General features: G+C 72.0%; 22 protein-coding genes. 12 read left to right on the forward strand and 10 right to left on the reverse strand.

Going from position 1 to position 24,861, the window contains the following annotated elements; translation table 11 throughout:
* Positions 1-32: 32 nt before the first annotated feature.
* The 3 genes from J2S59_RS17755 to J2S59_RS17765 all read right to left on the reverse strand — a co-directional run bounded on the left by J2S59_RS17755 (position 33) and on the right by J2S59_RS17765 (position 3,997).
* Positions 33-1,442, reverse strand: coding sequence for a DEAD/DEAH box helicase (locus J2S59_RS17755; RefSeq protein WP_246360591.1), 1,410 nt, complete (start codon positions 1,440-1,442; stop codon positions 33-35).
* Between the two features lie 178 nt (positions 1,443-1,620).
* Positions 1,621-2,403 carry an enoyl-CoA hydratase/isomerase family protein gene (locus J2S59_RS17760; RefSeq protein ID WP_068124375.1) on the reverse strand — a complete coding sequence of 261 codons (783 nt, stop codon included), beginning with the start codon at positions 2,401-2,403 and terminating at the stop codon, positions 1,621-1,623.
* A 10-nt stretch (positions 2,404-2,413) separates the two neighbouring features.
* Positions 2,414-3,997: a PucR family transcriptional regulator gene (locus tag J2S59_RS17765; protein ID WP_068124373.1), complete on the reverse strand. Its 1,584-nt coding sequence runs from the start codon at positions 3,995-3,997 to the stop codon at positions 2,414-2,416.
* An 89-nt stretch (positions 3,998-4,086) separates the two neighbouring features.
* Between J2S59_RS17765 and J2S59_RS17770 the strand changes: the two genes are divergently transcribed.
* The 5 genes from J2S59_RS17770 to J2S59_RS17790 all read left to right on the forward strand — a co-directional run bounded on the left by J2S59_RS17770 (position 4,087) and on the right by J2S59_RS17790 (position 9,526).
* Positions 4,087-5,355, forward strand: coding sequence for an NAD(P)/FAD-dependent oxidoreductase (locus J2S59_RS17770; protein ID WP_306825352.1), 1,269 nt, complete (start codon positions 4,087-4,089; stop codon positions 5,353-5,355).
* Positions 5,356-5,375: 20 nt separating this feature from the next.
* The gene (locus tag J2S59_RS17775; protein ID WP_068124075.1) at positions 5,376-6,683 is read left to right on the forward strand and encodes a sensor histidine kinase; all 1,308 of its coding nucleotides are present in this window, start codon (positions 5,376-5,378) and stop codon (positions 6,681-6,683) included.
* 5 nt (positions 6,684-6,688) lie between these two features.
* Positions 6,689-7,345, forward strand: coding sequence for a response regulator transcription factor (locus tag J2S59_RS17780; protein WP_181642510.1), 657 nt, complete (start codon positions 6,689-6,691; stop codon positions 7,343-7,345).
* A 94-nt stretch (positions 7,346-7,439) separates the two neighbouring features.
* Positions 7,440-8,324, forward strand: coding sequence for an ABC transporter ATP-binding protein (locus J2S59_RS17785; RefSeq protein ID WP_068124070.1), 885 nt, complete (start codon positions 7,440-7,442; stop codon positions 8,322-8,324).
* Complete coding sequence (locus J2S59_RS17790) at positions 8,321-9,526, forward strand: ABC transporter permease (RefSeq protein ID WP_068124068.1); 1,206 nt, start codon at positions 8,321-8,323, stop codon at positions 9,524-9,526. Before J2S59_RS17785 ends, J2S59_RS17790 begins: the two co-directional genes overlap by 4 nt.
* Positions 9,527-9,545: 19 nt before the next feature.
* Here the strand turns inward: J2S59_RS17790 and J2S59_RS17795 are convergent, their stop codons facing one another.
* Genes J2S59_RS17795 through J2S59_RS17805 form a run of 3 tightly spaced genes read right to left on the reverse strand, consistent with a single transcriptional unit; the run spans position 9,546 to position 14,302 of the window.
* Positions 9,546-12,533 carry a bifunctional [glutamine synthetase] adenylyltransferase/[glutamine synthetase]-adenylyl-L-tyrosine phosphorylase gene (locus tag J2S59_RS17795; protein WP_068124067.1) on the reverse strand — a complete coding sequence of 996 codons (2,988 nt, stop codon included), beginning with the start codon at positions 12,531-12,533 and terminating at the stop codon, positions 9,546-9,548.
* Entirely contained in the window at positions 12,530-12,937 is a 408-nt protein-coding gene (locus tag J2S59_RS17800; RefSeq protein WP_181642508.1) for a hypothetical protein, read from the reverse strand. Before J2S59_RS17800 ends, J2S59_RS17795 begins: the two co-directional genes overlap by 4 nt.
* Before the next feature lie 21 nt (positions 12,938-12,958).
* Positions 12,959-14,302, reverse strand: coding sequence for a glutamine synthetase family protein (locus tag J2S59_RS17805; RefSeq protein WP_068124064.1), 1,344 nt, complete (start codon positions 14,300-14,302; stop codon positions 12,959-12,961).
* A gap of 94 nt (positions 14,303-14,396) precedes the next feature.
* On the opposite strand from J2S59_RS17805, the gene J2S59_RS17810 reads away from it, so the two are divergent.
* Positions 14,397-16,157, forward strand: a complete 1,761-nt coding sequence (locus J2S59_RS17810) for an NAD+ synthase (RefSeq protein WP_306825353.1) — start codon at positions 14,397-14,399, stop codon at positions 16,155-16,157.
* A 120-nt stretch (positions 16,158-16,277) separates the two neighbouring features.
* Complete coding sequence (gene panB / locus J2S59_RS17815; RefSeq protein ID WP_068119854.1) at positions 16,278-17,159, forward strand: 3-methyl-2-oxobutanoate hydroxymethyltransferase; 882 nt, start codon at positions 16,278-16,280, stop codon at positions 17,157-17,159.
* Between the two features lie 148 nt (positions 17,160-17,307).
* Here panB and J2S59_RS17820 read toward each other — a convergent pair whose 3' ends face one another.
* Positions 17,308-17,823, reverse strand: coding sequence for a DUF5956 family protein (locus tag J2S59_RS17820; protein WP_068119856.1), 516 nt, complete (start codon positions 17,821-17,823; stop codon positions 17,308-17,310).
* Positions 17,824-17,902: 79 nt separating this feature from the next.
* Here J2S59_RS17820 and J2S59_RS17825 point away from each other — a divergent pair, with 79 nt between their 5' ends.
* Entirely contained in the window at positions 17,903-18,361 is a 459-nt protein-coding gene (locus J2S59_RS17825) for a tetratricopeptide repeat protein (protein WP_246360231.1), read from the forward strand.
* A gap of 61 nt (positions 18,362-18,422) precedes the next feature.
* On the opposite strand, the gene map is transcribed toward J2S59_RS17825, so the two are convergent.
* Positions 18,423-19,271 carry a type I methionyl aminopeptidase gene (map, locus tag J2S59_RS17830; RefSeq protein WP_181641792.1) on the reverse strand — a complete coding sequence of 283 codons (849 nt, stop codon included), beginning with the start codon at positions 19,269-19,271 and terminating at the stop codon, positions 18,423-18,425.
* A gap of 78 nt (positions 19,272-19,349) precedes the next feature.
* Here map and J2S59_RS17835 point away from each other — a divergent pair, with 78 nt between their 5' ends.
* Together J2S59_RS17835 and J2S59_RS17840 are read left to right on the forward strand one after the other, a co-directional pair.
* On the forward strand, positions 19,350-19,550 hold the full coding sequence (locus J2S59_RS17835; protein WP_068119857.1) for a hypothetical protein: 201 nt from the start codon (positions 19,350-19,352) through the stop codon (positions 19,548-19,550).
* A gap of 104 nt (positions 19,551-19,654) precedes the next feature.
* The gene (locus J2S59_RS17840) at positions 19,655-19,813 is read left to right on the forward strand and encodes a hypothetical protein (RefSeq protein ID WP_181641793.1); all 159 of its coding nucleotides are present in this window, start codon (positions 19,655-19,657) and stop codon (positions 19,811-19,813) included.
* A 73-nt stretch (positions 19,814-19,886) separates the two neighbouring features.
* Here J2S59_RS17840 and J2S59_RS17845 read toward each other — a convergent pair whose 3' ends face one another.
* Positions 19,887-21,857 (reverse strand): fatty acid desaturase, encoded by a 1,971-nt coding sequence (locus tag J2S59_RS17845; protein ID WP_181641794.1) that lies wholly within the window; start codon positions 21,855-21,857, stop codon positions 19,887-19,889.
* 116 nt (positions 21,858-21,973) lie between these two features.
* On the opposite strand from J2S59_RS17845, the gene J2S59_RS17850 reads away from it, so the two are divergent.
* Both J2S59_RS17850 and J2S59_RS17855 read left to right on the forward strand, forming a co-directional pair.
* Positions 21,974-22,912 carry an alpha/beta fold hydrolase gene (locus J2S59_RS17850; protein WP_306825354.1) on the forward strand — a complete coding sequence of 313 codons (939 nt, stop codon included), beginning with the start codon at positions 21,974-21,976 and terminating at the stop codon, positions 22,910-22,912.
* A 43-nt stretch (positions 22,913-22,955) separates the two neighbouring features.
* Positions 22,956-24,104: a PQQ-dependent sugar dehydrogenase gene (locus J2S59_RS17855; protein ID WP_220138294.1), complete on the forward strand. Its 1,149-nt coding sequence runs from the start codon at positions 22,956-22,958 to the stop codon at positions 24,102-24,104.
* On the opposite strand, the gene J2S59_RS17860 is transcribed toward J2S59_RS17855, so the two are convergent.
* A complete protein-coding gene (locus tag J2S59_RS17860) occupies positions 24,091-24,819 on the reverse strand; it encodes an ECF transporter S component (RefSeq protein ID WP_181641541.1) in 729 nt (242 codons plus the stop codon). The two genes, J2S59_RS17855 and J2S59_RS17860, sit on opposite strands and share 14 nt — an antisense overlap.
* Positions 24,820-24,861: the final 42 nt, after the last annotated feature.

Genomic DNA, 24,861 nt, shown 5'->3' on the forward strand with positions numbered 1-24,861 from the left:
GGGCCTTGGGGCCGCGAGGGTGTAGACCGGGGTCAGCGACCAGCGCTGAAGGTCGAGGCGCTGTGGGAGCGGCCGCCACCGGACGAGGGGGACGCCGGTCGGCGTCGGCCGCCGGAACGCGCCGCGCCGCCACCGCTCTTGGCACCGGACGACGTGGGCTGGCTCGAGCGCCCTGCACCGGAACCGCCACCGGAGCGGCGGCGGTTGCGGCCGCCGTTGCGCGACCCGCCGCCACCGCCGCCGGTGCGTGAGCCGGAGCCCGCGCCACCTGCCGGAGCGCCGGCCGGGACCCAGGCGCCGGGGAGCGCCCGCTCACCCGGAGCGAGCTCGGTGAGGACGGCGTGGCTGGTGCCCGTGACGCGCGTCGTGGTCGGCGTGATGCCGGCTGCGCGGGTCAGGTCGCGCACGTCGCGCTTCTGCTCCGAGGTCATGAGCGTCACCACCGTGCCGGCGCTGCCGGCGCGCGCCGTACGTCCGGAACGGTGCAGGTAGGCCTTGTGCTCGGTGGGCGGGTCGGCGTGGACGACCAGGGTGACGTCGTCCACGTGGATGCCGCGCGCCGCGATGTCGGTGGCGACGAGCGCCGTGGCCGCGCCCGAGCCGAACGCCTCGAGGTTGCGCGTGCGCGCGTTCTGCCCGAGGTTGCCGTGCAGCTCGACCGTCGGCACTCCGCGGCTGTTGAGCTGACGCGCGAGCGCCTTCGCACCGTGCTTGGTGCGGGTGAAGACGACCGTGCGACCGGGAGCGCTGGTGAGGTCGACGAGGATCGGGACACGGTGCTCGCGGTCGATGTGCAGCACGTGGTGGGTCATCGTGCTGACCGGCGACTGCGCCGAGTCGGCCTCGTGGGTGACCGGGTTGGTGAGGAACTGCTTGACGATCGCGTCGACACCACGGTCCAGCGTGGCCGAGAACAGCAGCCGCTGGCTGCGCTTCGGGGTCTGCGCGAGGATCCGGCGGACGACCGGGAGGAAGCCGAGGTCGGCCATGTGGTCGGCCTCGTCGAGCACGGTGACCTCGACGTCACCGAGCGAGCAGTGCCCCTGGCCGATCAGGTCCTCGAGGCGTCCGGGGCAGGCGACGACGATGTCGACGCCCTTGCGCAGGGCGTTGACCTGCGGCCCCTGGCCGACACCACCGAAGACGGTGCGGGTGGTCAGCCCGGCGGCGGCTGCGAGCGGTGCGAGAGCGGCGTCGATCTGGCTCACGAGCTCGCGCGTCGGCGCGAGGATCAGCGCGCGCGGCGCCTTGGTGCGGGGCTTGGCTCCGTCGCTGAGCCGCGCGACGAGGGGAAGCACGAACGCGTAGGTCTTGCCGGAGCCGGTGCGGCCGCGGCCGAGGACGTCGCGACCGGCCAGCGCATCCGGCAGCGTCGCGGCCTGGATCGGCGTGGGGGTCTCGATGCCGAGGCCGGAGAGGATGGTGCTGAGGCGTGCGGGCACGCCAAGGGTGGTGAAGGAAGACAAGTGGAATCGCTATCTGTGCGGGTTTCTCACCAGCAGCCGCGAATCTCGAAGGTGACGAGGCGACTACGCACGGAGCAGATGTGAGGCTACGACGTGCGGACCAACTCGCGGTGAGATCTCGACGAGCTGATGGACCCATCCTAGCGGACGGCCCTCACGCCCCCGGAACCGCGGTGAAGTCGGCCGGTCGACCCTCGGCGAACGCCGTCAGCGCCTCGAGGTTCGCCGGGCCGCCCAGCAGCTCGCCGAAGGCCGCGTTCTCCCGGTCCCGCGCCTCGCGCACCGCGGCCCGCCGCGGCTCGACCATCGTGCGCTTGATCGCGACCAGGCTGTTGACGGGCTTCGCGGCGAGCACCTCGGCGTGCCGGCGCGCCTCAGCCATCAGCTCATCGGGAGCGCACAGACCGAACGCGAGGCCCATCGCATGTGCCTGCTCCGCCCCGATCCACTCCGACGACATGAGCACCCACGCCGCGTTCTGGTGGCCGATGAGGTGCGGGAAGAGGACGCTCGACGCGGCTTCGGGCGCGACGGCGAGGCTCGAGAACGGGCACTTGAGGCGCGCCTCGGTCGACATGAACACGAGATCGGCGAACCCCAGCAGCGTCGCGCCGGCACCCAGCCCGAGGCCGTTGACGGCGAAGACGACGGGCTTCGGGAACTCGGCGAACGCGTCGATCATCCCGGTGAAGCCGTGCTTGCCCATCACGAAGTCCGGGTCCGTGGCGATCTGGTGCATCTCCACCAGGTCGGTGCCGGCGCTGAACGCGCGCCCCTCCCCCGTCAGCAGCAGCACCGCGACCGCCGGGTCATCGGCCGCGGCGTACACCGCCTCGGCGACGGCGTCGTAGAGCGCCTCGTTGAAGGCGTTGAGGGCCTCGGGGCGGTCCAGCGTCAGGGTGCGGACGCGGTTGCCGTCCTCGATCCGAAGCGTCATGCCGGCGATACTAGAACGAGTTCTCGTCGGCGTGTGGTGACAAGGCCGTCATCTGCACCTGCAGCGCGAGGCGGACCTCAGGGTCATCGAGGTCGACGTCGAGCAGCGGACCGATCCTCGCCATTCGCTGCCGCAGGGTGTTGGGGTGGATGTCCAGCTCGGCCGCCGCCGCGCGCGGGCGTCCCGGCCAGCGCAGGTGTGCGCCCAGCGTGACGACGTACGCCGTCCCGTGGGTGCGGTCGTGCTCGACCAGCCGTGCGACCGGGCCGGTGGGAGCCGCATCGGTCACCGCCGCGCGGACCCGGGCCAGCACCCGCGCTGCCCACGACTCCTCGTGCGTGGTGCAGGCCAGCTCGCCCAGGACGGCGTACGCCTCAGCCGCCTCCTCCCGCGAACGGGGCAGGTCCGCGACGGCTGAGACCGCTCCCCCGGCTGCCGCGCGGTGGACCGGGTCGGAGCGGTGCAGGTCCGCCACCAGCGCCACGAGCCACGCCCACGTCCCGGCGCGCGTCCCGTCCTCGGGGGCTCCCTCGTCGGCACCCACGACCGCGTGTACCCGGTCGTGCACGAGGCACAGCCGCGGCTCGGCCCACCCGTGCCGGCGCAGCGAGGTGCGCCAGAGCTCGAGGTCGCGGCGCGGGTCGCCGGCGTCGGGCTGCAGCGTCGCCAGCAGCGCGACCCGCCACGGCGCCGCGCCCAGCGCCGCGCCCGACGCCGCAGGGAGCGACGCGGTCGCGGAGGGCTCCTGCAGGAACCGCGCGAGCTCGGCCTCCGCCGTACGCCGGACGAGGTCGGCCTGGGCGCGGACCCGCAGCAGGTGCACGGCCAGTGCGGCGGTGATGCGCCGTACCTCCGCGACGAGATGCGGCGCGACCGGCTCGTCGACGACGGCCCACACCGACCCCAGCCACTCCTCCCCGGCGCGGACCGGGAAGACGAAGCGCGCGCGGACGTCACCCTCGGCCGGGACGAAGAGCGGCTCGTCGGAGCTGGTCAGGCGCCGGAAGACCCCCTGGCCGCGGAAGTGCGCCAGCACCGGGGCCGGCACGCGCCGCCCGACGATCGTGGAGTGCCGGACGGGGTCGCTGGAGTCCTGACCCCGGGAGTAGGCGAGCACGCGCGACTGGCTGTCCTCGATCGTCACCGGGGCGTCGATGATCGCGGCGACCGCGTCGGCGACCCCGAACAGGTCGTCGAGGACGCCGGCGTCACCGCCGACCAGCCCGTCGGCCTCGCCAGACGCGACGACGCTGCGCAGCAGCCACACCAGCTGGACCCACGACACCGACGGCCGCACGCCCACCAGCCAGACCCCCGCCGCCTCGGCCGCGGTCCGCACCGCGCGATCACCGGCGACGTGCGCCCCGAGGACGACCGCGGGAGCACCGCGGCCGGCACACGCCCGCACCAGCGCAGCTGCGGCGTCGGGCGCGGCGACGCCGGCACCGAGCACGAGATCGTCCGGGCCCCCGAGGTCGTCGGTACCCGGGTCGGCGACGACCACGTCGGTGACGACGGCGTCGGCGGCCCCCGCGATCACGACCGTGAGCACGGCAGGCCCGACACCGGCGACGACGTCGTCGATCATGACCATGCGTCAGTGTGCTGAGCGCACACTCTCCCGGTCAAGGACGGTGCCGTCAGGACGCTGACCTGGAGTGCCTGACGGCGCACAGTGGGGTCATGAGCACCCACCGCAGTGGTTCGAGCCCGGCGCGCGTCGCCGTCGTCGGTGCCGGCATCGTGGGTCTGAGCACCGCGTGGTTCCTGCAGGAGCGCGGCGTGGACGTCACCGTCCTCGACCGGCAAGGCGTCGCCGCGGGCTCCTCGTGGGGCAACGCCGGCTGGCTGACCCCGGGCATCTCGACCCCGCTGCCGGACCCGGCCGTTCTGAAGTACGGCATCCGCGCCGCGCTCAGCCCCGCCTCGCCGGTCTATGTCCCGCCGACCCTCGACCACCGGCTCCTGCGCTTTCTCGCCCGCTTCACCCGCAACAGCACGATGCCGCGCTGGCGCCGTGCCATGGACGCCCTGGTGCCGATCAACCGGCTGGCGCTGGAGAGCTTCGACCTGCTCGCTGAGGGCGGCGTGGACGCCCCGACCCACGAGACGGAGGCGTTCCTCGCGGCGTACCGCACCGCTGCGGAGCGCACGGCGTTGCTCACCGAGCTCGAGCACATCCACGAGGCCGGACAGGCGATCGAGTTCGACGTCCTCGACGGCGACGAGGCCCGCCTCGCCCAGCCCCTGCTCTCGCCCGAGATCGGGGCGGCCATCCGGCTGCGCGGGCAGCGCTACATCAACCCCGCCACCTTCACCGAGGCGCTGGGCGACGCCGTCGAGTCCCGCGGCGGCACACTGCGGATCGACGCAGTCGACGACGTCGACGACGGTCTGGACGGTGTGGTGCTGCGGACCACCTCCGGGCACACCGACTCCTTCGACGCCGTCGTCCTCGCCACCGGCACCTGGCTCGGGGCGCTGGCCCGTGAGTTCGGCGTACGCGCGCTCGTCCAGGCCGGGCGCGGCTACAGCTTCAGCGTCGCCCTCGACCAGCCCGACCGGGAGCTGCCCGGACCCGTCTACCTGCCGACCCAGCGCGTCGCGTGCACGCCGCTGGACGGCCGGCTCCGGGTCGCGGGGATGATGGAGTTCCGCTCCCCCGACGCCCCGCTCGACGCCCGGCGCATCGACGCGATCGTCGCTGCCGCCCGCCCTCTGCTGCGCGGGGTCGACCTCGACGACCGCCAGGACGAATGGGTGGGCTCGCGGCCGTGCACCGCCGACGGGCTGCCGCTGGTGGGCCGCACCCGTTCGGAGCGCGTGTATGTCGCCGGTGGTCACGGCATGTGGGGCGTGACCCTCGGTCCCGCGACCGGGCGCTTGCTCGCGGAGACGATCACGACCGGCACGGCGCCGCAGCCCTTGGTCGCGTTCGACCCGCTGCGCTGACCCCATTACGCTGACCCGCCATGCGATGGCTGCGGGCGTTCCTGGGCTGGGACGACCCGTGGCGCCGGCCCCGCCCGACGCGCCAGCAGATCGAGCAGGACGCATGGCTGGGGCTGGGTCTGGTGCTGCTCGGCGTCATCGCGCTCGAGGCGCTGCGCGCCGTGGCGATGGGATCAGCCATCAACGACCGCGTGGTCGAGGGCTACCTGTGGACCCTGCTGATGACCGTGCCGCTGGCCGTGCGCCGGCTCATGCCGATCACGGTGATGATCGTCTGCTCGGCCACCTACTACGTCATGGGCGAGCGCCTCTTCCCGGTCGCCTACTCGGTCGTCGTCCAGATCGCGCTGTTCATGGCGATCTACACCGCCTGGGCGTGGGCACGGCACCGCCGGCGGCTGCTGGTGGCGACCGGGGTCATGGTGCTCGGGATGTTCGGCTGGCTGCTCCAGGCGATGCTCACCGAGGTGCCGGATGCCGGTGACTCCTGGATGCCGGCGTCCGTCGGCGCAGCCATCACCAGTTTGGGGGTCAACGTCGCCTTCTTCTTCGGCGCCATCGCCTGGGGCCAGGTCTCGCACCGCAGCGCCCGCAACCGCGAGCTGCTGCACGAGCAGACCGCGCAGCTGCGTCTGCAGCAGGAGCGTGAGGCCAGTCGTGCCCTCGACGACATGCGCCTGGGCATCGCCCGCGACCTGCATGACGTCGTCGCCCACCACGTCACCGCTATCGGCATCCAGGCCGCCGCGGCGCGACACGTGCTCGACCGGGACCCGGCGAAGAGTGCCGGTGCGCTCGCGGCGATCGAGTCCTCCAGCCGGGAGGCCGTCGCGGAGATGCACCGGATGGTCGGGCTGCTGCGCTCGGTCTCCGACGACGACGGCGACGACGAGAGCTGGCGGCTCGGCCTGGTCGAGCTGGAGCGCTGGGTGAGCTCCAACCCGGGCCCGCCCGCGCTGCACTGGCGTACCGTCGGCGAGCCCTGGCCGGTCCCCGAGAGCGTGCAGTCGTCGCTCTACCGCGTCGCCCAGGAGGCGGTCGCCAACATCCGCCAGCACTCCACCGCCCGGCGCGCCGACGTGGTCCTGCGCTACGTCCGCTCGGGGGCGCAGCCCGCTGTCGAGCTCGAGGTCCTCGACGACGGCGCCCCCAGCGGGCGACAGGTGCCGGGCAAGACCAGCTGCGGCTTCGGACTCCAGGGCATCCGCGAGCGCGCCGACGCCCACGGCGGTGAGGTCGAGGCCGGCCCCCGGCCCGAGGGAGGCTGGCGCGTGCGGGTCCGCATCCCCGTCCCCGCCTCGCCGAGCAGCACCGGAGATACGCCGTGAGCACCATCCGCGTCGCCCTCGTCGACGACCAGGACCTGGTCCGCACGGGCTTCGGACTCATCCTCTCGGTGGAGGACGACATCGAGATCGTCGGCGAGGCGACCAACGGGCGCGAGGCCGTCGAGCTGGTGAGCCGCACGAAGCCCGATGTCGTCCTCATGGACGTGCAGATGCCCGAGCTCGACGGCATCGCCGCGACCCGCGAGGTGCTGGCCAACGACCCCCAGACCCGGGTCGTCATCCTGACGACCTTCGAGCGCGACGACTACCTCTTCGCGGCGCTCGAGGCGGGTGTCTCGGGCTTCCTGCTCAAGAGCTGCTCGGCCGACGAGCTCACCGCGGCCGTACGCAGTGTCGCGCAGGGCCACGCGCTTCTGGCGCCGCAGCTCACCCGCCGGGTCATCGAGCGCTTCACCAGCAGCGGACCGGTCCGCGCGCGGCGTACGCAGGTCGCGGGGCTGGACGACCTGACCGACCGCGAGCGCGAGGTGCTGGTGCGGATGGCGCAGGGACTCAGCAACGCCGAGATCGCCGAGGACCTTGTGGTCGGCACCGCGACCGTGAAGACCCACGTCTCGCGCGTCCTCACCAAGCTCGGGCTCCGCGACCGCGTCCAGGCGGTCGTGGTCGCCTACCAGGCCGGTCTCGTCAGCGCCGACTGACGCCCGAGCCCGCCGGGTCCCCCCAGCGGTTGAGGCGGAGTGTCCATCTTGCGGGTGACGCGCCGCCGGCGGCGGGCGCCCTAGCGTGAGTCGCATGCTCAGCATCCATCAACTCACTCGGGCCTACGGTGACAAGACCGTGCTCGACGCCGTGAGCTTCGAGGTCCGACCCGGCCGGATGACCGGCTTCGTCGGGGCGAACGGCGCCGGGAAGACCACCACCATGCGGATGATCGTGGGCGTCCTCGCCCCGACCGCGGGCGACGTGCGCTGGAACGGCGCACCGTTGTCGACCGAACAGCGTCGCAGCTTCGGCTACATGCCGGAGGAGCGCGGCCTCTACCCCGGGCAGAAGGTGCTCGACCAGCTGATCTTCTTCGGGCAGCTGCACGGGATGACCCGCGACGAGGCGCGCGACCGCGCGCAGTCCCTGCTCGCCCGCCTGGGTCTGACCGAGCGGGAGAACGACCTGCTCGAGACGCTCTCGCTCGGCAACCAGCAGCGGGTGCAGATCGCCGCCTCCCTGATCCACCGACCCACGGCCCTCATCCTCGACGAGCCGTTCAGCGGGCTCGACCCGATCGCGGTCGACGCGATGGTCGCGCTGCTGCGTGACGAGGTCACCCCGGAGATGCCGGTGTTGTTCTCCAGCCACCAGCTCGACCTCGTCGAGCGGCTCTGCGACGACCTGGTCATCCTCTCCGGCGGACGCCTCGTCGCCGCCGGCTCCGTGGAGGAGCTCCAGAGCTCGCAGGACGAGACCTACCGGATCCGGTACGCCGACGGCGCCGACGCCGGCGCACTGCGCGACCTCCCGGGCCTGCGCGTCCTCGACGCCGACGGCAGCACCGCGCTCGTGGCCCTCGACTCCGTGCGCCCCGAGCAGGCACTCGTCGCGGCGCAGGCGGTCGCTCCGGTGACGGAGTTCGCCCGCGTCGTCCGTCCCCTCAGCCAGATCTTCCGGGAGGCAACGTCATGAGCACCCCCTCCGCCGACCACCACACGTCGAGCCGGCCCAACAACCTGTGGCGCCTCATCGCCCAGCGCGAGATCAGCACCCGCATCCGTGACAAGGCGTTCCTCGGCGGGACCCTCTTCTCCGTCGTCCTCATCATCGGCGTCTTCGTCGTCAGCGCCATCGTGAGCGGCGGCCCGCGGTCCTACGACGTCGCGGTGATCGAGGAGCCGCCCGGTGTCCTCGACGCGGCCGTGCAGACGCTGAGCATCGGCGAGGACGAACCGGCCGAGATCGACACCGTGCAGGTCGACAGCGTCGAGGACGCCGAGGCCGCGGTGCTCGACGGCGACGCCGACCTGGCACTGCTGCCCACCGCCGACGGCTACGAGATCGCCTCCGAGGACGGCACCGACAGCCAGCTCGCCTCCGCCCTGCGCGCGGCGATCGCGGAGACCGCCTACGCCAGCAACGCCGAGGCGGCCGGGGTCGACCTCGCCGACCTCGCGGCCGGCGCGGCGGTCGAGCACCGCGCCCTCGACCCGGACTCCTCCGACGCGGGTGCCCGCAGCGCCGTGGCATTCGGCTTCGCCATCGTCTTCCTGCTGACCGCCATGAGCTTCGGCATGGCGATCTCGCAGAGCGTCGTCCGCGAGAAGGAGAGCCGGGTCGTCGAGATCCTCGCGGCCGCCGTCCCGATCCGAGCCCTGCTGTGGGGCAAGATCGTCGGCAACACGGTGCTCGCGCTGGGCCAGGTGGTCATCTTGGTCGCGGTGAGCCTCGCCGGGCTGGCGCTAACGGGGTACGACGAGCTGCTCACCGGTCTCAGCGGTGCCATGGCGTGGTACGTCGTGCTCTTCATCCTCGGGTTCGTCTCGCTGGCCGCACTGTGGTCGGTGGCCGGCTCGCTGGCCAGCAAGCAGGAGGACCTGCAGTCGACGACGCTGCCCGGACAGATGCTGCTGTTCGTGCCGTACTTCGTCTCGGTGCTCGCCGGCGAGAGCGTGCGGACGGTCTTCTCCATGCTGCCGATCGTGTCGACCATGGTGATGCCCGGCCGGATCGCCGAGGGCGACGTGCCGCTGTGGCAGATCGCCGTCGCGATCGCCAGCACGGTGGTAGCAGCGGTCGTCTTCGTCCGGCTCGGCGAGCGGATGTTCGAGCGCACGGTGCTGCGCACCGGTGGCAAGCTGGGCTACCGCCAGGCGCTCGCGATGCGCGACTGACGGTCGGTCCTGGGGCGAGTCAGCCCCAGAACACCCGCTCCACCACGGCACGGGCCCGACGGGTCGCACGCAGATGGTCGTTGGCCATCACGTCCGACTCCTCGGGCCCGTACCCGATCACCAGGGACACCGCGGCCCGCTCCCGCCCGTCGCGGGGCAGGTGGTCCGACGGCTTGCCGCGGACCTGCGTGATCGCGTTGCGCATCCGGCTCACCAGCGTCCAGGCGGCCGCCAGGTCGGCCGCGTCCGGCGCGCTGATCAGCTCCGCCTCGACCGCGGCGTCCAGGGCCGCGAGCGTCCGCGTCGTGCGCAGGCCCGGCACGCTCCCGGCGTACCGCATCTGGAGCAGCTGGACGGTCCACTCGATGTCGGCCAGGGCGCCGCGCCCGAGCTTGAGGTGCGTGGCCCGGTCGGCGCCGCGCGGGAGCCGCTCGTCGTCGACCCTGGCCTTGATCCGGCGCACCTCGCGGATGTCGTCGTCGGTGAGCCCCCCGGCGGGGAAGCGCAGCGGGTCGATGAGCGCGGTGAAGCGCGCGCACAGGTCCGCATCGCCGATCATCGCCTCCGCCCGCAGCAGGGCCTGGGCCTCCCAGACGGCCGACCACTTGGCGTAGTAGGCGGCGTACGCCGACAGCGAGCGCACCAGCGGACCCTGGCGCCCCTCGGGACGCAGGTCGGCGTCGACCTCGAGCTCGGGGTCGGTGCCGGGGATGGCCAGCAGCCGACGCAGCTCGTTGGCGACGGCCTTGGCGTCGCCGGCGGCGGTCTCCGCGTCGGCACCGTCGAGCGGGTCGTGGACGAACATCACGTCCGCATCGGACCCGTAGCTGAGCTCGGCGCCCCCGAAGCGACCCATCGCGACGATCGCCATGCGGGTGGTCAACTCCCGTCCGCGGCTCTCGGCCACGACGCGCTGCGCGACCGCCAACGCCCCTTCGAGCGCGGCGACGGTGACGTCGGTCAGCGCCTCCCCCACCCGCTCGACCGGCAGACCGGTGGTGAGGTCGGCGGCCGAGATGCGGAACAGCTCGCGGCGGCGTACGGCACGCACAGCGGCGATCCCGTCCTCCCCCGACGCCTGGCGCCGACCGGAGTCGACCGACTCCTTGACCAGCAGCTCGCGGGACCGCGGGAGCAGACCCCCCTCGTCGCCGAGCATCGCCACCGCCTCGGGCGCGCGCATCATCAGGTCGGTGGCATAACGGCTGGTCCCGAGCAGCTGGGCGAGCCGACTGGCGGTCTGGCCCTCGTCGCGCAACCGGCGCAGGTACCAGTGCGTCGAGCCCAGCGCCTCCGAGACCTTCCGGAATCCCGCCAGACCGGCGTCGGGGTCCGGCGCGTCGGCGAACCACCCCAGCATCACCGGCAGCAGCTGGCGCCGGATGGCCGCCGAGCGCGACACCCCGCCGGTCATGGCCTCCAGGTGGCGGAACGCGGCCTCGGGATCGGCGTACCCGAGCGCGGCCAGGCGCTGCTTGGCCGCGTCGGGAGCGAGTCGGGCGCCCTCGCCCGGCAGTGCCGCCACCGCCCCCAGTAGCGGGCGGTAGAAGAGCTTCTCGTGCAGGCGCCGCACCTCGCGGGCGTGGGTGCGCCACGCTGCCTCGAGCTGCTCGACCGGCTGGCGCCGGAACCCCATGGCCCGCCCGAGGTGCCGCATCTCCTCCGCGTCGTCGGGCACGGTGTGGGTGCGGCGCAGGCGGTGCAGCTGGAGACGGTGCTCGAGGGTGCGCAGGAACATGTACGCCGCCTCGAGCGCCGCGCCGTCCTCGCGTCCGACGTACCCGCCCCGGGTCAGCTCGGTGAGGGCGCTCAGCGTCGTGGGCAGCCGGATCCGTTCGTCGGCGCGTCCGTGCACCAGCTGCAGCAACTGCACGGCGAACTCGACGTCACGCAGCCCACCGGGACCCAGCTTGATCTGCCGGTCGGCCTCGTCGCTGCGCAGGTTGTCGACCACCCGGCGGCGCATGGCCTGCACGTCGGAGACGAAGTTGTCCCGCTCGACGGCCGACCACACCATCGGGGTGATGGTCTCGACGTACGCCGCACCCAGCTCCGCGTCGCCGGCGACGTGGCGTGCCTTGAGCAGGGCCTGGAACTCCCAGGTGCTGGCCCAGCGCTCGTAGTAGCCCTGGTGACTGCTCAGCGTCCGCACCAGCGCACCGGCCTTGCCCTCGGGGCGCAGCGCCGCGTCGACCGGCCAGATGGTGCCTTCGGCCGTGTGGTCCGAGCACACCCGGATGAGGTTGCTCGCCAGCTGGGTGGCGACGCGCAAGGCGCCCGGCTCGTCGTCGTCATCGACCGGCTCCGCCACGAAGATCACGTCGACGTCGCTGACGTAGTTGAGCTCGCGGCCGCCACACTTGCCCATCGCGATGACGGCCAGTCGGCACCGGTCACGGCTCTCGCCGACGGCGGCGCGCGCGACCGCCAAGGCGGCTTCCAGCGTCGCCGCGGCGAGGTCGGAGAGCTCCGCGGCGACATCGTCGACGCGGACGTGGTGCGCCAGGTCGCGCGCTGCGATGAGCAGCAGCAGCCGGCGATAGGCCACACGCAGCGCGTCGCACGCCTCGGCGTCGGTCAGCGTCGAGACCGGCTCGGCATCGTCGGGGTCGGCTCCGACGGCGCGCACGAGGCAGTCGCGCATCCACCACGCGGTCATGCGGGTGGACCCGATCGCCGGGTCGCACAGGTCGCGCCAGTGGTCGGGATGGCGCAGGAGGTGGTCGCCCAGCGCGGGGCTCGCGCCGAGCACGGTGAGGATGCGCATGGCGCAGCCCTCGTCGTCCTCCAGGGCCGGCAGCAGGTCGTGGTCGCCGACCTCGGCGCAGCGCTCGGCCAAGGCCGCGAGGTAGCGCGCGCACAGGTCGGGCTCGGCCGAGGCGGCGACCAGCGGGAGCAGCGCCGGACCGTGCGGTCCGAGGCGCTCGACGTGAGCCGCGGCGCGCTCGGCGTCGACGAACCCGAGTCGGGTGAGCCGGCTGGTCAACGACGCGGCCGGGCGGCTCATCGTCCCTCCCACCTGATCTTCGGACCGGGCTCCTCGTCGGTGAACGCCGCCACCAGCAGGCCCGCACCGGTCAACAGCATCGGGATCGCGACGACGCCGACGATGACGACCAGCCCACCGACGAGCAGGGCGATCGCGGCGGTCACCATCAGACCTCGGGCGACGACCGGGCGCCGGCGACGCAGCAGCAGGGCTCCGAGCGCCGCCAGCGTGTCCACGGCTCCGGGGACGAGGAACACGCGACCGATCCGGTCGCTGACGGCCGCGTTGACGGGCGACTGGAGGCCGGTGCTGGTGAGCACGCGGATGCCGAGCAGGATCATCCCGATCCCGACGAGCACGGCGACGACCAGGACGGCGGCACTCATGGGCCCCGGGGGCGCCTTGTCGTGCCAGCCGCTCATCGCCTCGCGCCTACCCGGGTCTCAGAGCACCGGCAGCATGCGGTCGCGCTCGAAGGCGGAGACCTGGCCGCGGTACTCCTCCCACTCCGCGCGCTTGTTGCGCAGGAAGAAGTCGAACACGTGCTCGCCGAGCGTCTCCGCGAGAAGCTCGGAGTTCTCCGCGATCGCGATCGCGTCGCGCAGGTTCATCGGCAGCGGGTCGATGCCGAGGGCGCGGCGCTCGCGCTCGGTGAGCGACCAGACGTCGTCCTCGGCCTCGCGGGGAAGCTCGTAGTCCTCCTCGATGCCCTTCATGCCGGCCGCCAGGATCACGGCGAAGGCGAGGTAGGGGTTGGTCGCGGAGTCGATGGTGCGCAGCTCGATGCGGGCGGACTGGCCCTTGTTGGGCTTGTACATCGGGACCCGCACCATCGCGGAGCGGTTGTTGTGGCCCCAGCAGATGTAGGAGGGGGCCTCGCCGCCGCCGATCAGCCGCTTGTAGGAGTTGACCCACTGGTTGGTGATCGCGGTGATCTCGCCGGCGTGCCGCAGGATCCCGGCCAGGAACTGCCGCCCGGTCTTGGACAGCTGGTACTCCGCACCGGCCTGGAAGAAGGCGTTGCGGTCGCCCTCGAAGAGCGACACGTGGGTGTGCATGCCCGAGCCGGGGTGGGTGGTGAACGGCTTCGGCATGAAGGTCGCCCAGATCCCCTGGTTGAGCGCCACCTCCCGCACCACGGTGCGGAAGGTCATGATGTTGTCGGCCGTCGACAGCGCGTCGGCGTACCGCAGGTCGATCTCCTGCTGGCCCGGGCCGCCCTCGTGGTGGCTGAACTCCACCGAGATGCCCATCGCCTCGAGCATGGTGATCGCCTCGCGCCGGAAGTCCGAGCCGTAGGACTGCGCCGTGTGGTCGAAGAACCCGCTGCGGTCGACCGGGACCGGCTCGACGCCCGGCTCGGGGACGTCCTTGAAGAGGTAGAACTCGATCTCGGGGTGCGTGTAGAAGGTGAATCCCTTGTCGGCGGCCTTCGACAGGTTGCGCTTGAGCACGAACCGGGGGTCGGCGTACGACGGGGAGCCGTCCGGCATCTCGATGTCGCAGAACATCCGCGCGGTCGCGGGGCCGTCGCCGCCACCGCGCCACGGCAGGATCTGGAAGGTCGAGGGGTCGGGCTTGGCCAGCATGTCGGCCTCGTAGACCCGCGCGAAGCCCTCGATGGCCGAGCCGTCGAAGCCGATGCCCTCGGAGAAGGCGCCCTCGAGCTCGGCCGGGGCGATCGCCACCGACTTGAGGTAGCCCAGGACGTCGGTGAACCACAACCGGACGAACCTGACGTCGCGCTCCTCGAGCGCCCGGAGCACGAAGCCCTCCTGCTTGCCCATCGAGCCCCTCCTGCTTGTCGGCGTACGGGGGGAACGGTAGCGCCTCGACGTGCACCTGCGTCGCGCGCCACCGCGCACCTTCTAGAGTCGGAGAATGGCTCAGCTGAGAATTGCCCTGGCCCAGGTGAACCCGGTGGTGGGCGACGTGAGCGGCAACGCGGCTCTCGTCCGCGCGTGGTGTCGGAAGGCGGCCGACGCCGGAGCGCACCTGGTCGCGTTCCCCGAGATGGCGCTGGCGGGCTACCCGGTCGAGGACCTGGCCTTCCGCAGCTCCTTCGTCGACGCCTCACGCGCCGCCCTCGACCAGCTCGCCAGCGACCTCGCAGACGACGGACTCGGCGACCTCGTCGTCGCGGTGGGCTACCTCGGCAAGGCCACCGACTCCGCCGATCGGCTGGGCGTCCCGAAGGGCTCCCCGCAGAACTGTGCGGCGGTGATCCACGACGGCCGGGTCGCCGTGCGCTACGCCAAGCACCACCTGCCCAACTACGGCGTCTTCGACGAGGCGCGCTACTTCGTCCCGGGCGACACGATCGAGGTCGTCCGGGTCCACGGCGTCGACGTCGCGCTGTGCATCTGCGAGGACCTGTGGCAGGACGGGCCGTCTGCCGCCGCCGACGCCGCCGGTGCCGGCCTGCTGCTCGTGCTCAACGGGTCGCCCTTCGAGGCCGCCAAGGACGACAGCCGCCTCGACCTCGTCGCCCGCCGCGCCCGCGAGGGCGACTGCGCGCTGGCCTACGTCAACCTCGTCGGCGGCCAGGACGAGCTGGTCTTCGACGGCGACTCGATCGTCGTCGACGCCGGCGGCGAGGTGCTCGCCCGGGCGCCGCAGTTCGACGAGCACCTGCTCGTCGCCGACCTCGACCTGCCCGCGGCGACCACCGACCTGCCCGACGAGGACCAGCGCTTTCACGGCCTGCAGGTGCGGCGCACCGTGCTGCACGACGACCCGCTCCCGGCGTACGACGCGCTCCCCGGCGAGATCGCCGAACCGCTCGACGACCTGGGCGAGATCTACCAGGCGGTCGTGGTGGGTCTGCGCGACTACGTGCGCAAGAACGGCTTCCGCAGCGTGCTGTTCGGCATGAGCGGTGGCATGGACTCCACGCTGGTCGCCGCGATCGCCTGTGACGCGATCGGCGCGGAGAACGTCTACGGCGTCTCCAATCCCAGCGCCTGGTCGTCGGAGCACTCCCGCACCGACGCCGCCGACCAGGCGGAGCGCACGGGCCTGCACCTCGACACCGTGCCGATCGCCGGGATGGTGGACGCGTTCACGTCCGAGGTGGAGCTCGACGGGCTCGCCCTGGAGAATCTGCAGGCCCGCATCCGCGCCGTCATCTGGATGGGACTGTCCAACCAGCACGGCCACCTCGTGCTCGCGTGCGGCAACAAGTCCGAGCTCGCCGTGGGCTACTCGACGATCTACGGCGATGCCGTGGGCGGGTTCGCCCCTATCAAGGACGTCTTCAAGACCCAGGTCTACGAGCTGGCCCGCTGGCGCAATGCGGAGGCTGAGCGGCGCGGCGAGACCCCGCCGATCCCGGAGAACACCATCACCAAGGAGCCCAGCGCCGAGCTGAGCCCGGGCCAGAAGGACTCCGACTCGCTGCCGCCGTACGCCGTGCTGGACCCGCTGCTCGACGCCTACATCGGTCACGACCACGGCAGTGCCGCGCTGGTGGACGACGGCTTCGACCCCGACGTCGTCGAGCAGGTGCTGCGCCTGGTCGACCGGGCCGAATACAAGCGCCGCCAGTTCCCGCCGGGCCCCAAGATCTCGGCGCGCAACTTCGGGCGCGACCGGCGCCTGCCGGTCACCAGCCGGTGGCGCGAGGTGGCACCGGAGGACTGAGGCGCGGTCGGGGTCTGCGTGAGCAGAGCCACAGGTCGCGGGGCCGCCGTCCGGGTCTAGCCTGGGTGCGTCCGGGGACTCCCACGCGGAGCCACGAGATCACCCACAAAGGATGCACCCATGAGCGAAGAGACCGCGCCGTACGGCGGCGGGACCGGACCGGCAGACAGCGCACCCGTAGACAGCGCAGCGCCGGCGGCCCGCACCCCGCGCAAGATCCGCACCCACCACCTGCGGGAGATGAAGGAGCGCGGCGAGCGCTGGGCGATGCTCACGGCGTACGACATGTATGCCGCCGAGGTGTTCGACGAGGCCGGCATCCCGGTGCTCCTCGTCGGTGACTCGGCCGCCAACAACGTCTACGGCTACGACTCCTCGCTGCCGGTCTCGGTCGACGAGCTGCTGTTCCTGGTCCGGGGCGTCACCCGCGCGACCAAGCGGGCACTCGTCGTCGCCGACCTGCCGTTCGGCTCCTACCAGGCGTCGCCGCAGCAGGGGTACGAGACGGCTGCGCGCTTCATGAAGGAGGGCCGCGCGCACGCGGTCAAGCTCGAGGGTGGCGCCGAGATGGCACCGCAGATCGAGCTGATGGCCAAGGGCGGCATCCCGGTGATGGCCCACATCGGCTTCACCCCGCAGTCCGAGCACGCGCTGGGTGGCTACCGCGTTCAGGGCCGCGGCGAGACCGCCGAGCGGATCCTCGCCGACGCGCGCGCCGTCCAGGACGCCGGCGCGTTCGCCGTCGTGATGGAGATGGTGCCCGGCGACGTCGCCGCCCAGGTGACCAAGGAGCTCGCCATCCCCACCATCGGCATCGGCGCCGGCAACCAGTGTGACGCCCAGGTGCTCGTGTGGCAGGACATGATGGGCCTGCGCACCGGCCGGCTGCCGCGCTTCGTCAAGCAGTACGCCGACCTGCGCAGCGTCATGAGCCAGGCCGCACAGGCCTACGCCGACGACGTCGCGACCGGCGCCTTCCCCGCCGAGGAGCACACCTTCTGACGCCGTCGGGATGATCGAGTGCCCCCTGGGTGGTCGAGTGCCCCGAACGAAGTGAGGGGCGTATCGAGACCCTCCTCGTTTGTGGAGTGCCCCAGTTCGTTGGTCGAGTGCCCCGAACGGAGTGAGGGGCGCATCGAGACCCCCACTTTCAGGACGCGGCGGCTGCGAAGTCGCTCCTGATCTGCTCACGGATGAACTCTGGCCACGCTGGTCCGGCCATCTCGTGGAGCCCAGCTGCGTCTGCCCGGGCGTACAGGTTCTCGACGTAGTCGTCGAGTGCGCGCCAGGGCGCGGGGACCCGCACGAACCAGAGCCGCCCCCTCGGCGGGGCGGGCAGGGATCTCCTCGCCAACGCGTCAGTGAGATCACGCGCGACCTCCGCGATCTCTGCCGCGGTCACCTCATGCTGTTCCACACGTCCGTCCCCGTGGTGGACCTCCCAGGTCGGAATGCGCCGGTCAGGAAGCCACGTGCGCTGGCTCGGTTCCCAGACGGCGGCAAAGGCCGCGGCCCCGCCAGTCTCACACTCAAGCAGCTGCCAGCCCTGCGCCTTCATCAGCGCGACCTCGGGCGGCACTGATCCGTGGCCGGTGACGGCGCCCTGGGCGGCGAACTCCGACGCGAGTGGATGGGGATCCGCCGGTGTCCCCCAGGTGTCCTCCACTCCGCGAACGATACGGCGCGCGGAATGCCGCGTCAGCACCCGACGTTGAGCAGATGACGCTCAGCGAGAGGAGCAGACCATGACCGAGTCGATGCCGCCGTTCAGCATGGCGGTGGGCCCGTTCGTCGAGATCGACCGCGACGCGACGTTGCACCCGGCCGAGGCGTTCCGGACCGCGCGCGGGCTCCTGGAGGAGCGGGCGCCGCGCGAGGCCCTCAAGGTGCTCGACCCCGCCATCGACGCGGAGCCGCACTCGGTGGCCCTGCGGTCCCTGCGCGGCTGGGCGTACTTCCAGAGCGCGCAGCTGCAGCGGGCGGAGACGGAGTTCGTCGGACTCGTCGAGGACGACCCGACCGACGTGTGGGTGCGCTACGCCCTCGGGCGCGTGCTGGAGCGGCAGTCGAAGTTCGCCGACGCACTCCCCCACTTCCGGCTGGCCGCCGCCATGTCGGGCGACCCTGAGCACGAGACCGCCGTGCTCCGTGCCGAGCGCCGGATGGCCGAGCGCGGCGAGAAGCCGTACGACGAGCTCCAGTAGTCGGTCGAGCTCGCCATCCGCTGGTCGAGCTCGCCCATCCGCTGGTCGAGCTTGCCGAGACCTACGGCAGCGTGAGGATCTCCGCGCCGCTGTCGGTGACCAGCAGCGTGTGCTCGAACTGCGCGGTGCGACGGCGGTCCTTGGTGACCGCCGTCCATCCGTCGTCCCACATGTCGTGCTCGGGTGTGCCGAGGGTGAGCATGGGCTCGATCGTGAAGGTCATGCCCTTCTCGATCACCGTGTCGTAGTACGGCTCGTCGTAGTGCGGGATCACCAGGCCGGAGTGGAAGTGCGTGCTGATCCCGTGGCCGGTGAAGTCGCGCACGACGCCGTACCCGAACCGCTTGGCGTACGCCTCGATCACCCTTCCGATGACGTTGACCTGACGACCTGGCTTCACCGCCTTGATCCCACGGTTGAGCGCCTCCTGCGTCCGCTCCACCAGCAGCCGGCTCTCCTCGTCGACGTCGCCACACAGGAAGGTGGCGTTGGTGTCGCCATGCACGCCGTCGAGGTAGGCGGTGATGTCGATGTTGACGATGTCGCCGTCCTCGAGCGGACGCGAGTCCGGGATGCCGTGGCAGATGACCTCGTTGATGCTGCTGCACAGCGACTTCGGGAAGCCGCGGTAGCCCAACGTCGAGGGGTAGGCGCCGTGGTCGCACAGGAACTCGTGACCGATCCGGTCGAGCTCGTCGCTGGTCGTCCCGGGCTGGACGTGCCGCCCGACCTCCTGCAGCGCCTGCGCCGCGAGGCGCCCCGCGACCCGCATGCGCTCGATGGTCTCGGCGTCCTGGACGTCGCTGCCCTCGAAGCGGGCGGGGGCCGGCTTGTCGACGTACTCCGGGCGCACGATGTGGGCGGGTACGGGTCGGCGTGGCGAGATGGTCCCGGGCTTGAGCTCAGTCACGGTAGAGAGTCTAAGAAGCGGGCAAGATGGCCCCGACGCGAGGAGTGTCCGGCACCGCCGGCGAGGAGAGGAACGACGATGAGCGAGTTCTACTACTGCCTCAAGCACAAGCAGGTCGAGCCCCAGGAGGGCTGTCGCGCCAAGGACCGCCTGGGTCCCTATCCCACCGAGGCCGAGGCCGCCCGCGCGCTCGACAAGGTCGAGGAGCGCAACGAGTCCTGGGACAACGACCCGAAGTGGAACGACGACGAGGACCTCGACGACGAGGCCGAGCGCTGAGGCGCCTCCAGCTGAGGCGTTCCGGCCCCTGGATCGGGCTGGTCGGCCTCGTCTCCTGCTTCTTCCTGTACGTCGTCTCCGGGATCCTTGCCCCGCTCTGGGCGGTGTTCGCGCTGCTGGCGGTGTGGACCGTCCACTTCGTCCTCGCCGTGCGGTGGTTCTCCGCGAAGCCGTACGCCGTCCTGCTGCTCCCGGTCCCGGCGGTGCTGATCTGGTTCGCCGCGATGCTCGCCGGCGGCGCCTGGCTGGGATGGAGCGCCTGAGCCGGACGGCTTTGCGACATCGCGCACCAACGCCGGGCGCACACCGGTGCCAGATGTCGCAGGTTCGACGGCATCAGGCGTCGTAGTCGACCCTGAGCTCCTCGCTGACCGGGTGGGCCTGGCAGGTGAGCACGTAGCCGTCCTCGACCTCGTCGGCGTCGAGGGCGTGGTTCTGGTCCATCACCGCGCGCCCGAGTAGGACCTTCGCCCGGCAGGTGCCGCAGGCCCCGCCGGCACAGGAGTACGGGGGGTCGATGCCCTGCTGCAGAGCGGCGTCGAGGATCGTCTCCCCCGATGACCGCAGCGCGAACGTGCTCTCGGCGCCGTCCAGGACGACCGTGACCTGGCTGTCGACGTCGACGTCGACCCGGGTGGCGGTGGCCTGCGTGTGGAAGACCTCCGTCAGCACGCGCTGCCCGGTCAGGTGCTGCTCGAGCGTGTCCACCAGCTCGGTCGGGCCGCACAGGAACCACGCGTCCACCTCGTCACGCTCGGGCACCAGTGCGTCGACGACGTCGCTGGTGATGCGTCCGCCCTCGGTCGACCACACGTGGTGGAGCGCAAGCCGGTCGTCGGCCAGCGCGTCGAGCTCGGCGCGGAACATCGTCGACTCCGGCGTGCGGTTGCCATAGATGAGGGTGAACCTGCTGTCCGGCTCGGTCTCCAGCGTCGTGGCGATGATCGACATCAGCGGCGTGATGCCCGAGCCGGCGGCGACCGCGACGTAGTGCCGCGCCGCGTCCGGGTCGAGGTCCAGGTGGAAGCGCCCGGTCGGGGTCATCACGTCCAGGATGTCGCCGGCCTCGAGACGCTGGTTGACGTACGCCGAGAAGACACCGCCCTCGATCTGCTTGACCGCGACCTGCAGTCGCTGCGCGGAGACCGGCGCGACCACGGAGTAGCTGCGGCGTACGTCCTGACCGTCGATCACCGCGCGCAGGGTGACGTGCTGTCCCTGGACGTAGCGGTAGTCCTCGGCGAGGTCGGCCGGGACGTCGAAGGTCACCAGGACGCTCGCGTCGGTCAGCGGCTCGACGGCCGCCACCCGCAGCGGGTGGAAGCTGACGCGGCGCGCGGACGACGACGACGCCTCCGACGACTCATGCGAGGAGGAGCCCAGGCTGTCGGTGAGCCGGCGCCAGGTGCGGTACTCGGCCGGCGTCAGCGAACGACCGAACCAGGTCGAGATGGCGGCGTTGCGGTCGAGGTAGGCCTGCTCGTTGCGTCGCCAGGCACGCACGTAGCGGTAGAACGGGATGCTCGGGTGCAGGTGATGCACGAGGTGGTAGTTCTGGTAGACGAACAGCGGTGTCAACCAGGTCTCGCCGCCCACCCGGACCCGGGTCGCGCGGAACTTGTCCTCGCGCTGGGTCGCGGTGAGGCCGTGGTGCGGCAGGTAGTCGAACCACCACGCCAGCACGACCAGCCCCAGCCGCTGCCCGAGCAGGAACGTGCCGAGGATCGCGCCGTGGCCGGCGAGGACGACACCGCCGAACGCCAGCAGCACGAGCGGGAGGACCGTCAGGACCGTGACGACCTCACGGCGCGGGCGCTCCGGCATCCGCCGGACGTAGAAGACGAGGTACCACAGGTCGATCGTCGCCCAGCGGAACGGCAGCTGCCACCACGGCCCTTCGCTGGTCCACGCGTCGGGGTCGGTGTCCTTGGGCTCGTTGGTGTTGCGGTGGTGCTCGATGTGGATGAACTTGATCATGCCGAACGTCGCGTACGGCGCCACGAACGGCGTCGCGGCGTGCCCGAACGCGTCGTTGAGGCGCGTGCGGGTGCTGATCGCGTGGTGCGTCGCCTCGTGCATGACGCTGAACATCAAGAACGTCACCGTCGCCCCGAGCGGCACCGTCGCCCACAGCGACCAGCCCGCGAACACCACGCCGTGGACGAGCATCCCGAAGAGGCCGAGCGTGACGGCGTACAGGACGGCCGTGGGCCAGGCCAGCCCCGGGACCTTCTCGCCCGGATCGGGCAGTCCCTGGACCGGCTGGCGCAGCTCGACGGGCTGGCCCACTGACGGTGTGACCGACATCGACACCCCTTGCCTCGCGGTTTACATCTGACCCACGAATGTAAAGGTCGCCGTCCGTGGGGTCAAGGGTCTGGACGCAGCGGCGCACGCCCGAACCCGTGCGCCACACTTTCCCGGTGCGACTCCCCTCCCTCCCCGCCACCGCGCCGCCCCCGCCACTCCATGTGGGCGGTGCGCCGCTGTCCCTGCGCTACTACGACATCGAGTCCCGCGACGGGACACGCCTGCGGGCCTGGACCAACGACGCCGACGGCCCGACCGTGCTGCTGTGCAACGGCATGGGCACCAGCCCCTACGTCTGGCCGGCTCTGCTGCGGCCCGACTGCGGCGTGCGGGTCATCTCCTGGAACCATCGCGGCACAGGCGGCTCAGCGCGACCGCATGACCCCGAGCTCGTCGGGATGGACCAGTTCGTCGCGGACGCGATCGCCGTGCTCGACGACGCCGGCCTCGACTCCGCCCCCGCGATGGGGTGGTCGATCGGCGTCAACACGATGTACGAGCTCGCAGTCACCCACCCCGAGCGCGTGAGCGGTCTCTTCGCCGTCGCCGGCGTCCCGGGCGACACCTTCACCACCATCGGTGCCCCGCTCCTGCTCCCTCCGCCGATCCGCAAGCCGATCGCCGTCGGCGTGACCCGGGCGCTCGGGCGCGTCGGCGGTCCGCTGACACCGCTCACCACCCGGCTCCCGATCGGCCCGAAGGTCGTCGGAGCGCTCAGCCACAGCGGGTTCATGCTCCCCTCGGCGGACCCGGACTTCACCGCCGTCGCGGTGCAGCAGTTCCTGACCACCCCGGTGGACTGGTACATGCACCTCGCCCACGCCAGTGCCCGACACCTGCGGGTCTCCCTGCGGCACGTCAAGGTCCCGGCGGCGTTCGTCGCCGGCCGCTGGGACGTCCTCGCCTCCGCCAAGAGCATGCGCACGGCCTCGCACCGCATCCCCGACGCGACGTACGTCGAGCTGCCGGCCAGCCACTTCATCAGCCTCGAGCACCCCGATCGGTTGCACGCGCTGCTGCGGGGGTTCCTCACCCGCGTGCCGCCCGCCTGACTCACCGGCCTGACGCTTGGCCGGCGCGGGCACACTGGGCGCCGTGAGGCCCCTCCCGCGGATCATCGTCCCGACCACCGTCCTGGCGCTGGTGCTCGCCGCCTGCGGCTCCGCCGAGGAATCCGAACCCGGGACGGACGAGACCAGCGCGAGTCCCACGCCGTCGGCCAGCGCCGAGCCGAGCGAGAGCGGACCCGCGAGCACCGAGCCGAGCGGCCCGGTCACGCCCGAGATCACCGGCACGGTCGCCCGCGACCTCGAGACACCCTGGGGGCTGGCCTTCCTCCCCGACGGCACGGCGATCGTCACCGAGCGCGACTCGGCCCGCGTGCTCGCCATCGAGGGCACGCAGGTGCGCGAGATCGGCACCATCGACGCCGCCGCACCGCGCGCGGAGGCGGGGCTGCTCGGTGCCGCGGTCTCTCCCGACTTCGAGGACGACGGCTGGATCTACTTCTACCTGACCACCGACGTCGACAACCGGGTCGTGCGCGCGAAGTACGACGGGGAGCAGGTGGGCCGCACCCAGACGGTGTACGACGGCATCCCCCTCGCACCGATCCACGACGGTGGTCGCATCAGGTTCGGCCCCGACGGCATGTTGTACGTGGCCACGGGCGACGCCGCCCAGCCGGACCTCGCGCAGGACCCGGGTTCACCGGCCGGCAAGGTGCTGCGGATGACGCCGGAGGGCGAACCCGCCCCGGACAACCCCGGCGACTCGGTCGTCTGGACGCTGGGTCACCGCAACATCCAAGGCCTGGCGTTCACCGAGGACGGCGACCTGTGGGCCAGCGAGTTCGGCCAGGACGAGGCCGACGAGCTCAACCGGATCGAGGCCGGCGACAACTACGGCTGGCCGCAGGTCGAGGGCCGCGGTGGCCCGGCGCGCTTCACCGACCCCGTGCACCAGTGGGCCACGGACGAGGCGTCCCCGTCCGGACTCGCCTACGCCGAGGGGTCGCTGTGGATGGCTGCGTTGCGGGGACGCCGCCTGTGGCAGATCCCGATCCGCGAGGACGGCTCGGCAGGCAGGCCGCGCGCCCACTTCGTCGGCGACCACGGCCGGCTGCGCACCGTCGAGGCCGCCCCGGACGGAACCCTGTGGCTCACGACGTCCAACCGCGACGGCCGCGGCGACCCAACCGAGCGCGACGACCAGATCCTCGTCGTCGAGCTCACCCGGGAGTGACGACGCGCTCCACCACCACGCGTCGTGTCGCGCGTCGCAGCACCACCAGCACCGCCGGGCCGAGGATCGCCAGCACGACGGCGTTCGTGATCGCGCGCCCGGTGTCGAAGCTGCCCGTCGAGGTCAGCAGCGTGTAGACCCCGAAGCGGTGCAGGTTCTCCAGCAACGGCGCACCCGGCACGAACGACAGCCCGCCCTCGTGCCCGGGCACCATGATCCCGAGCGCGTAGGGCCAGCTCGAGAGGTTCATGATCAGCCCATAGGCGTACGCCGCCAGCACGCCGTACGCCATCAGCATCACGATCTCCGCGCGACCGCGGACCCGTCGCGGCAGCAGTCCCGCACCGGTGCCGACCCAGGCGGCGGCCAGCATCTGGTAGGGCAGCCACGGCCCCACCCCTGCGGTGATCAGCGCGGAGGCGAACAGCGACGTGCAGCCCAGCACGAAGCCGAACCCGGGCCCGAAGACCCGGCCGCCGAGGATCAGCAGGAAGAAGACCAGCTCGATCCCGGCCGTGCCCGCGCTGGCACCCCGCAGCACGGCGTTGATCGCGGTGAGCACGCCGAGGATCGCCAGGACGCGCGCGTCCATGCCGCCCTCGGTCAGCTCGGCGAGCGCGACGACGAGGACGACCGGCAGCAGGATGAGGAACAGGAACGGCGGCTGGACGGTCTGCTCAGGCGGCACGCGGGAGAACAGCGGCCAGGCGAACATCAGGACCCCGGCGACCGACGCGACCAGCAGGACGGCGCGTGA

Origin of the sequence: Nocardioides massiliensis (genome assembly GCF_030811215.1) — a bacterium.
Classification (GTDB): domain Bacteria; phylum Actinomycetota; class Actinomycetes; order Propionibacteriales; family Nocardioidaceae; genus Nocardioides_A; species Nocardioides_A massiliensis.

What these genes read in the sequence shown, in the direction of transcription:
- J2S59_RS17805 (WP_068124064.1), bottom strand. Translation starts at nt 14,302, where the DNA reads ATGGGCAAGCAGGAGGGCTTCGTGCTCCGGGCGCTCGAGGAGCGCGAC.
- J2S59_RS17825 (WP_246360231.1), top strand. Translation starts at nt 17,903, where the DNA reads ATGACCGAGTCGATGCCGCCGTTCAGCATGGCGGTGGGCCCGTTCGTC.
- J2S59_RS17770 (WP_306825352.1), top strand. Translation starts at nt 4,087, where the DNA reads ATGAGCACCCACCGCAGTGGTTCGAGCCCGGCGCGCGTCGCCGTCGTC.
- J2S59_RS17860 (WP_181641541.1), bottom strand. Translation starts at nt 24,819, where the DNA reads ATGTTCGCCTGGCCGCTGTTCTCCCGCGTGCCGCCTGAGCAGACCGTC.
- J2S59_RS17795 (WP_068124067.1), bottom strand. Translation starts at nt 12,533, where the DNA reads ATGAGCCGCCCGGCCGCGTCGTTGACCAGCCGGCTCACCCGACTCGGG.
- J2S59_RS17835 (WP_068119857.1), top strand. Translation starts at nt 19,350, where the DNA reads ATGAGCGAGTTCTACTACTGCCTCAAGCACAAGCAGGTCGAGCCCCAG.
- panB (WP_068119854.1), top strand. Translation starts at nt 16,278, where the DNA reads ATGAGCGAAGAGACCGCGCCGTACGGCGGCGGGACCGGACCGGCAGAC.
- J2S59_RS17800 (WP_181642508.1), bottom strand. Translation starts at nt 12,937, where the DNA reads ATGAGCGGCTGGCACGACAAGGCGCCCCCGGGGCCCATGAGTGCCGCC.
- J2S59_RS17765 (WP_068124373.1), bottom strand. Translation starts at nt 3,997, where the DNA reads ATGGTCATGATCGACGACGTCGTCGCCGGTGTCGGGCCTGCCGTGCTC.
- J2S59_RS17790 (WP_068124068.1), top strand. Translation starts at nt 8,321, where the DNA reads ATGAGCACCCCCTCCGCCGACCACCACACGTCGAGCCGGCCCAACAAC.
- J2S59_RS17785 (WP_068124070.1), top strand. Translation starts at nt 7,440, where the DNA reads ATGCTCAGCATCCATCAACTCACTCGGGCCTACGGTGACAAGACCGTG.
- J2S59_RS17810 (WP_306825353.1), top strand. Translation starts at nt 14,397, where the DNA reads ATGGCTCAGCTGAGAATTGCCCTGGCCCAGGTGAACCCGGTGGTGGGC.
- J2S59_RS17775 (WP_068124075.1), top strand. Translation starts at nt 5,376, where the DNA reads ATGCGATGGCTGCGGGCGTTCCTGGGCTGGGACGACCCGTGGCGCCGG.
- J2S59_RS17760 (WP_068124375.1), bottom strand. Translation starts at nt 2,403, where the DNA reads ATGACGCTTCGGATCGAGGACGGCAACCGCGTCCGCACCCTGACGCTG.
- J2S59_RS17845 (WP_181641794.1), bottom strand. Translation starts at nt 21,857, where the DNA reads ATGTCGGTCACACCGTCAGTGGGCCAGCCCGTCGAGCTGCGCCAGCCG.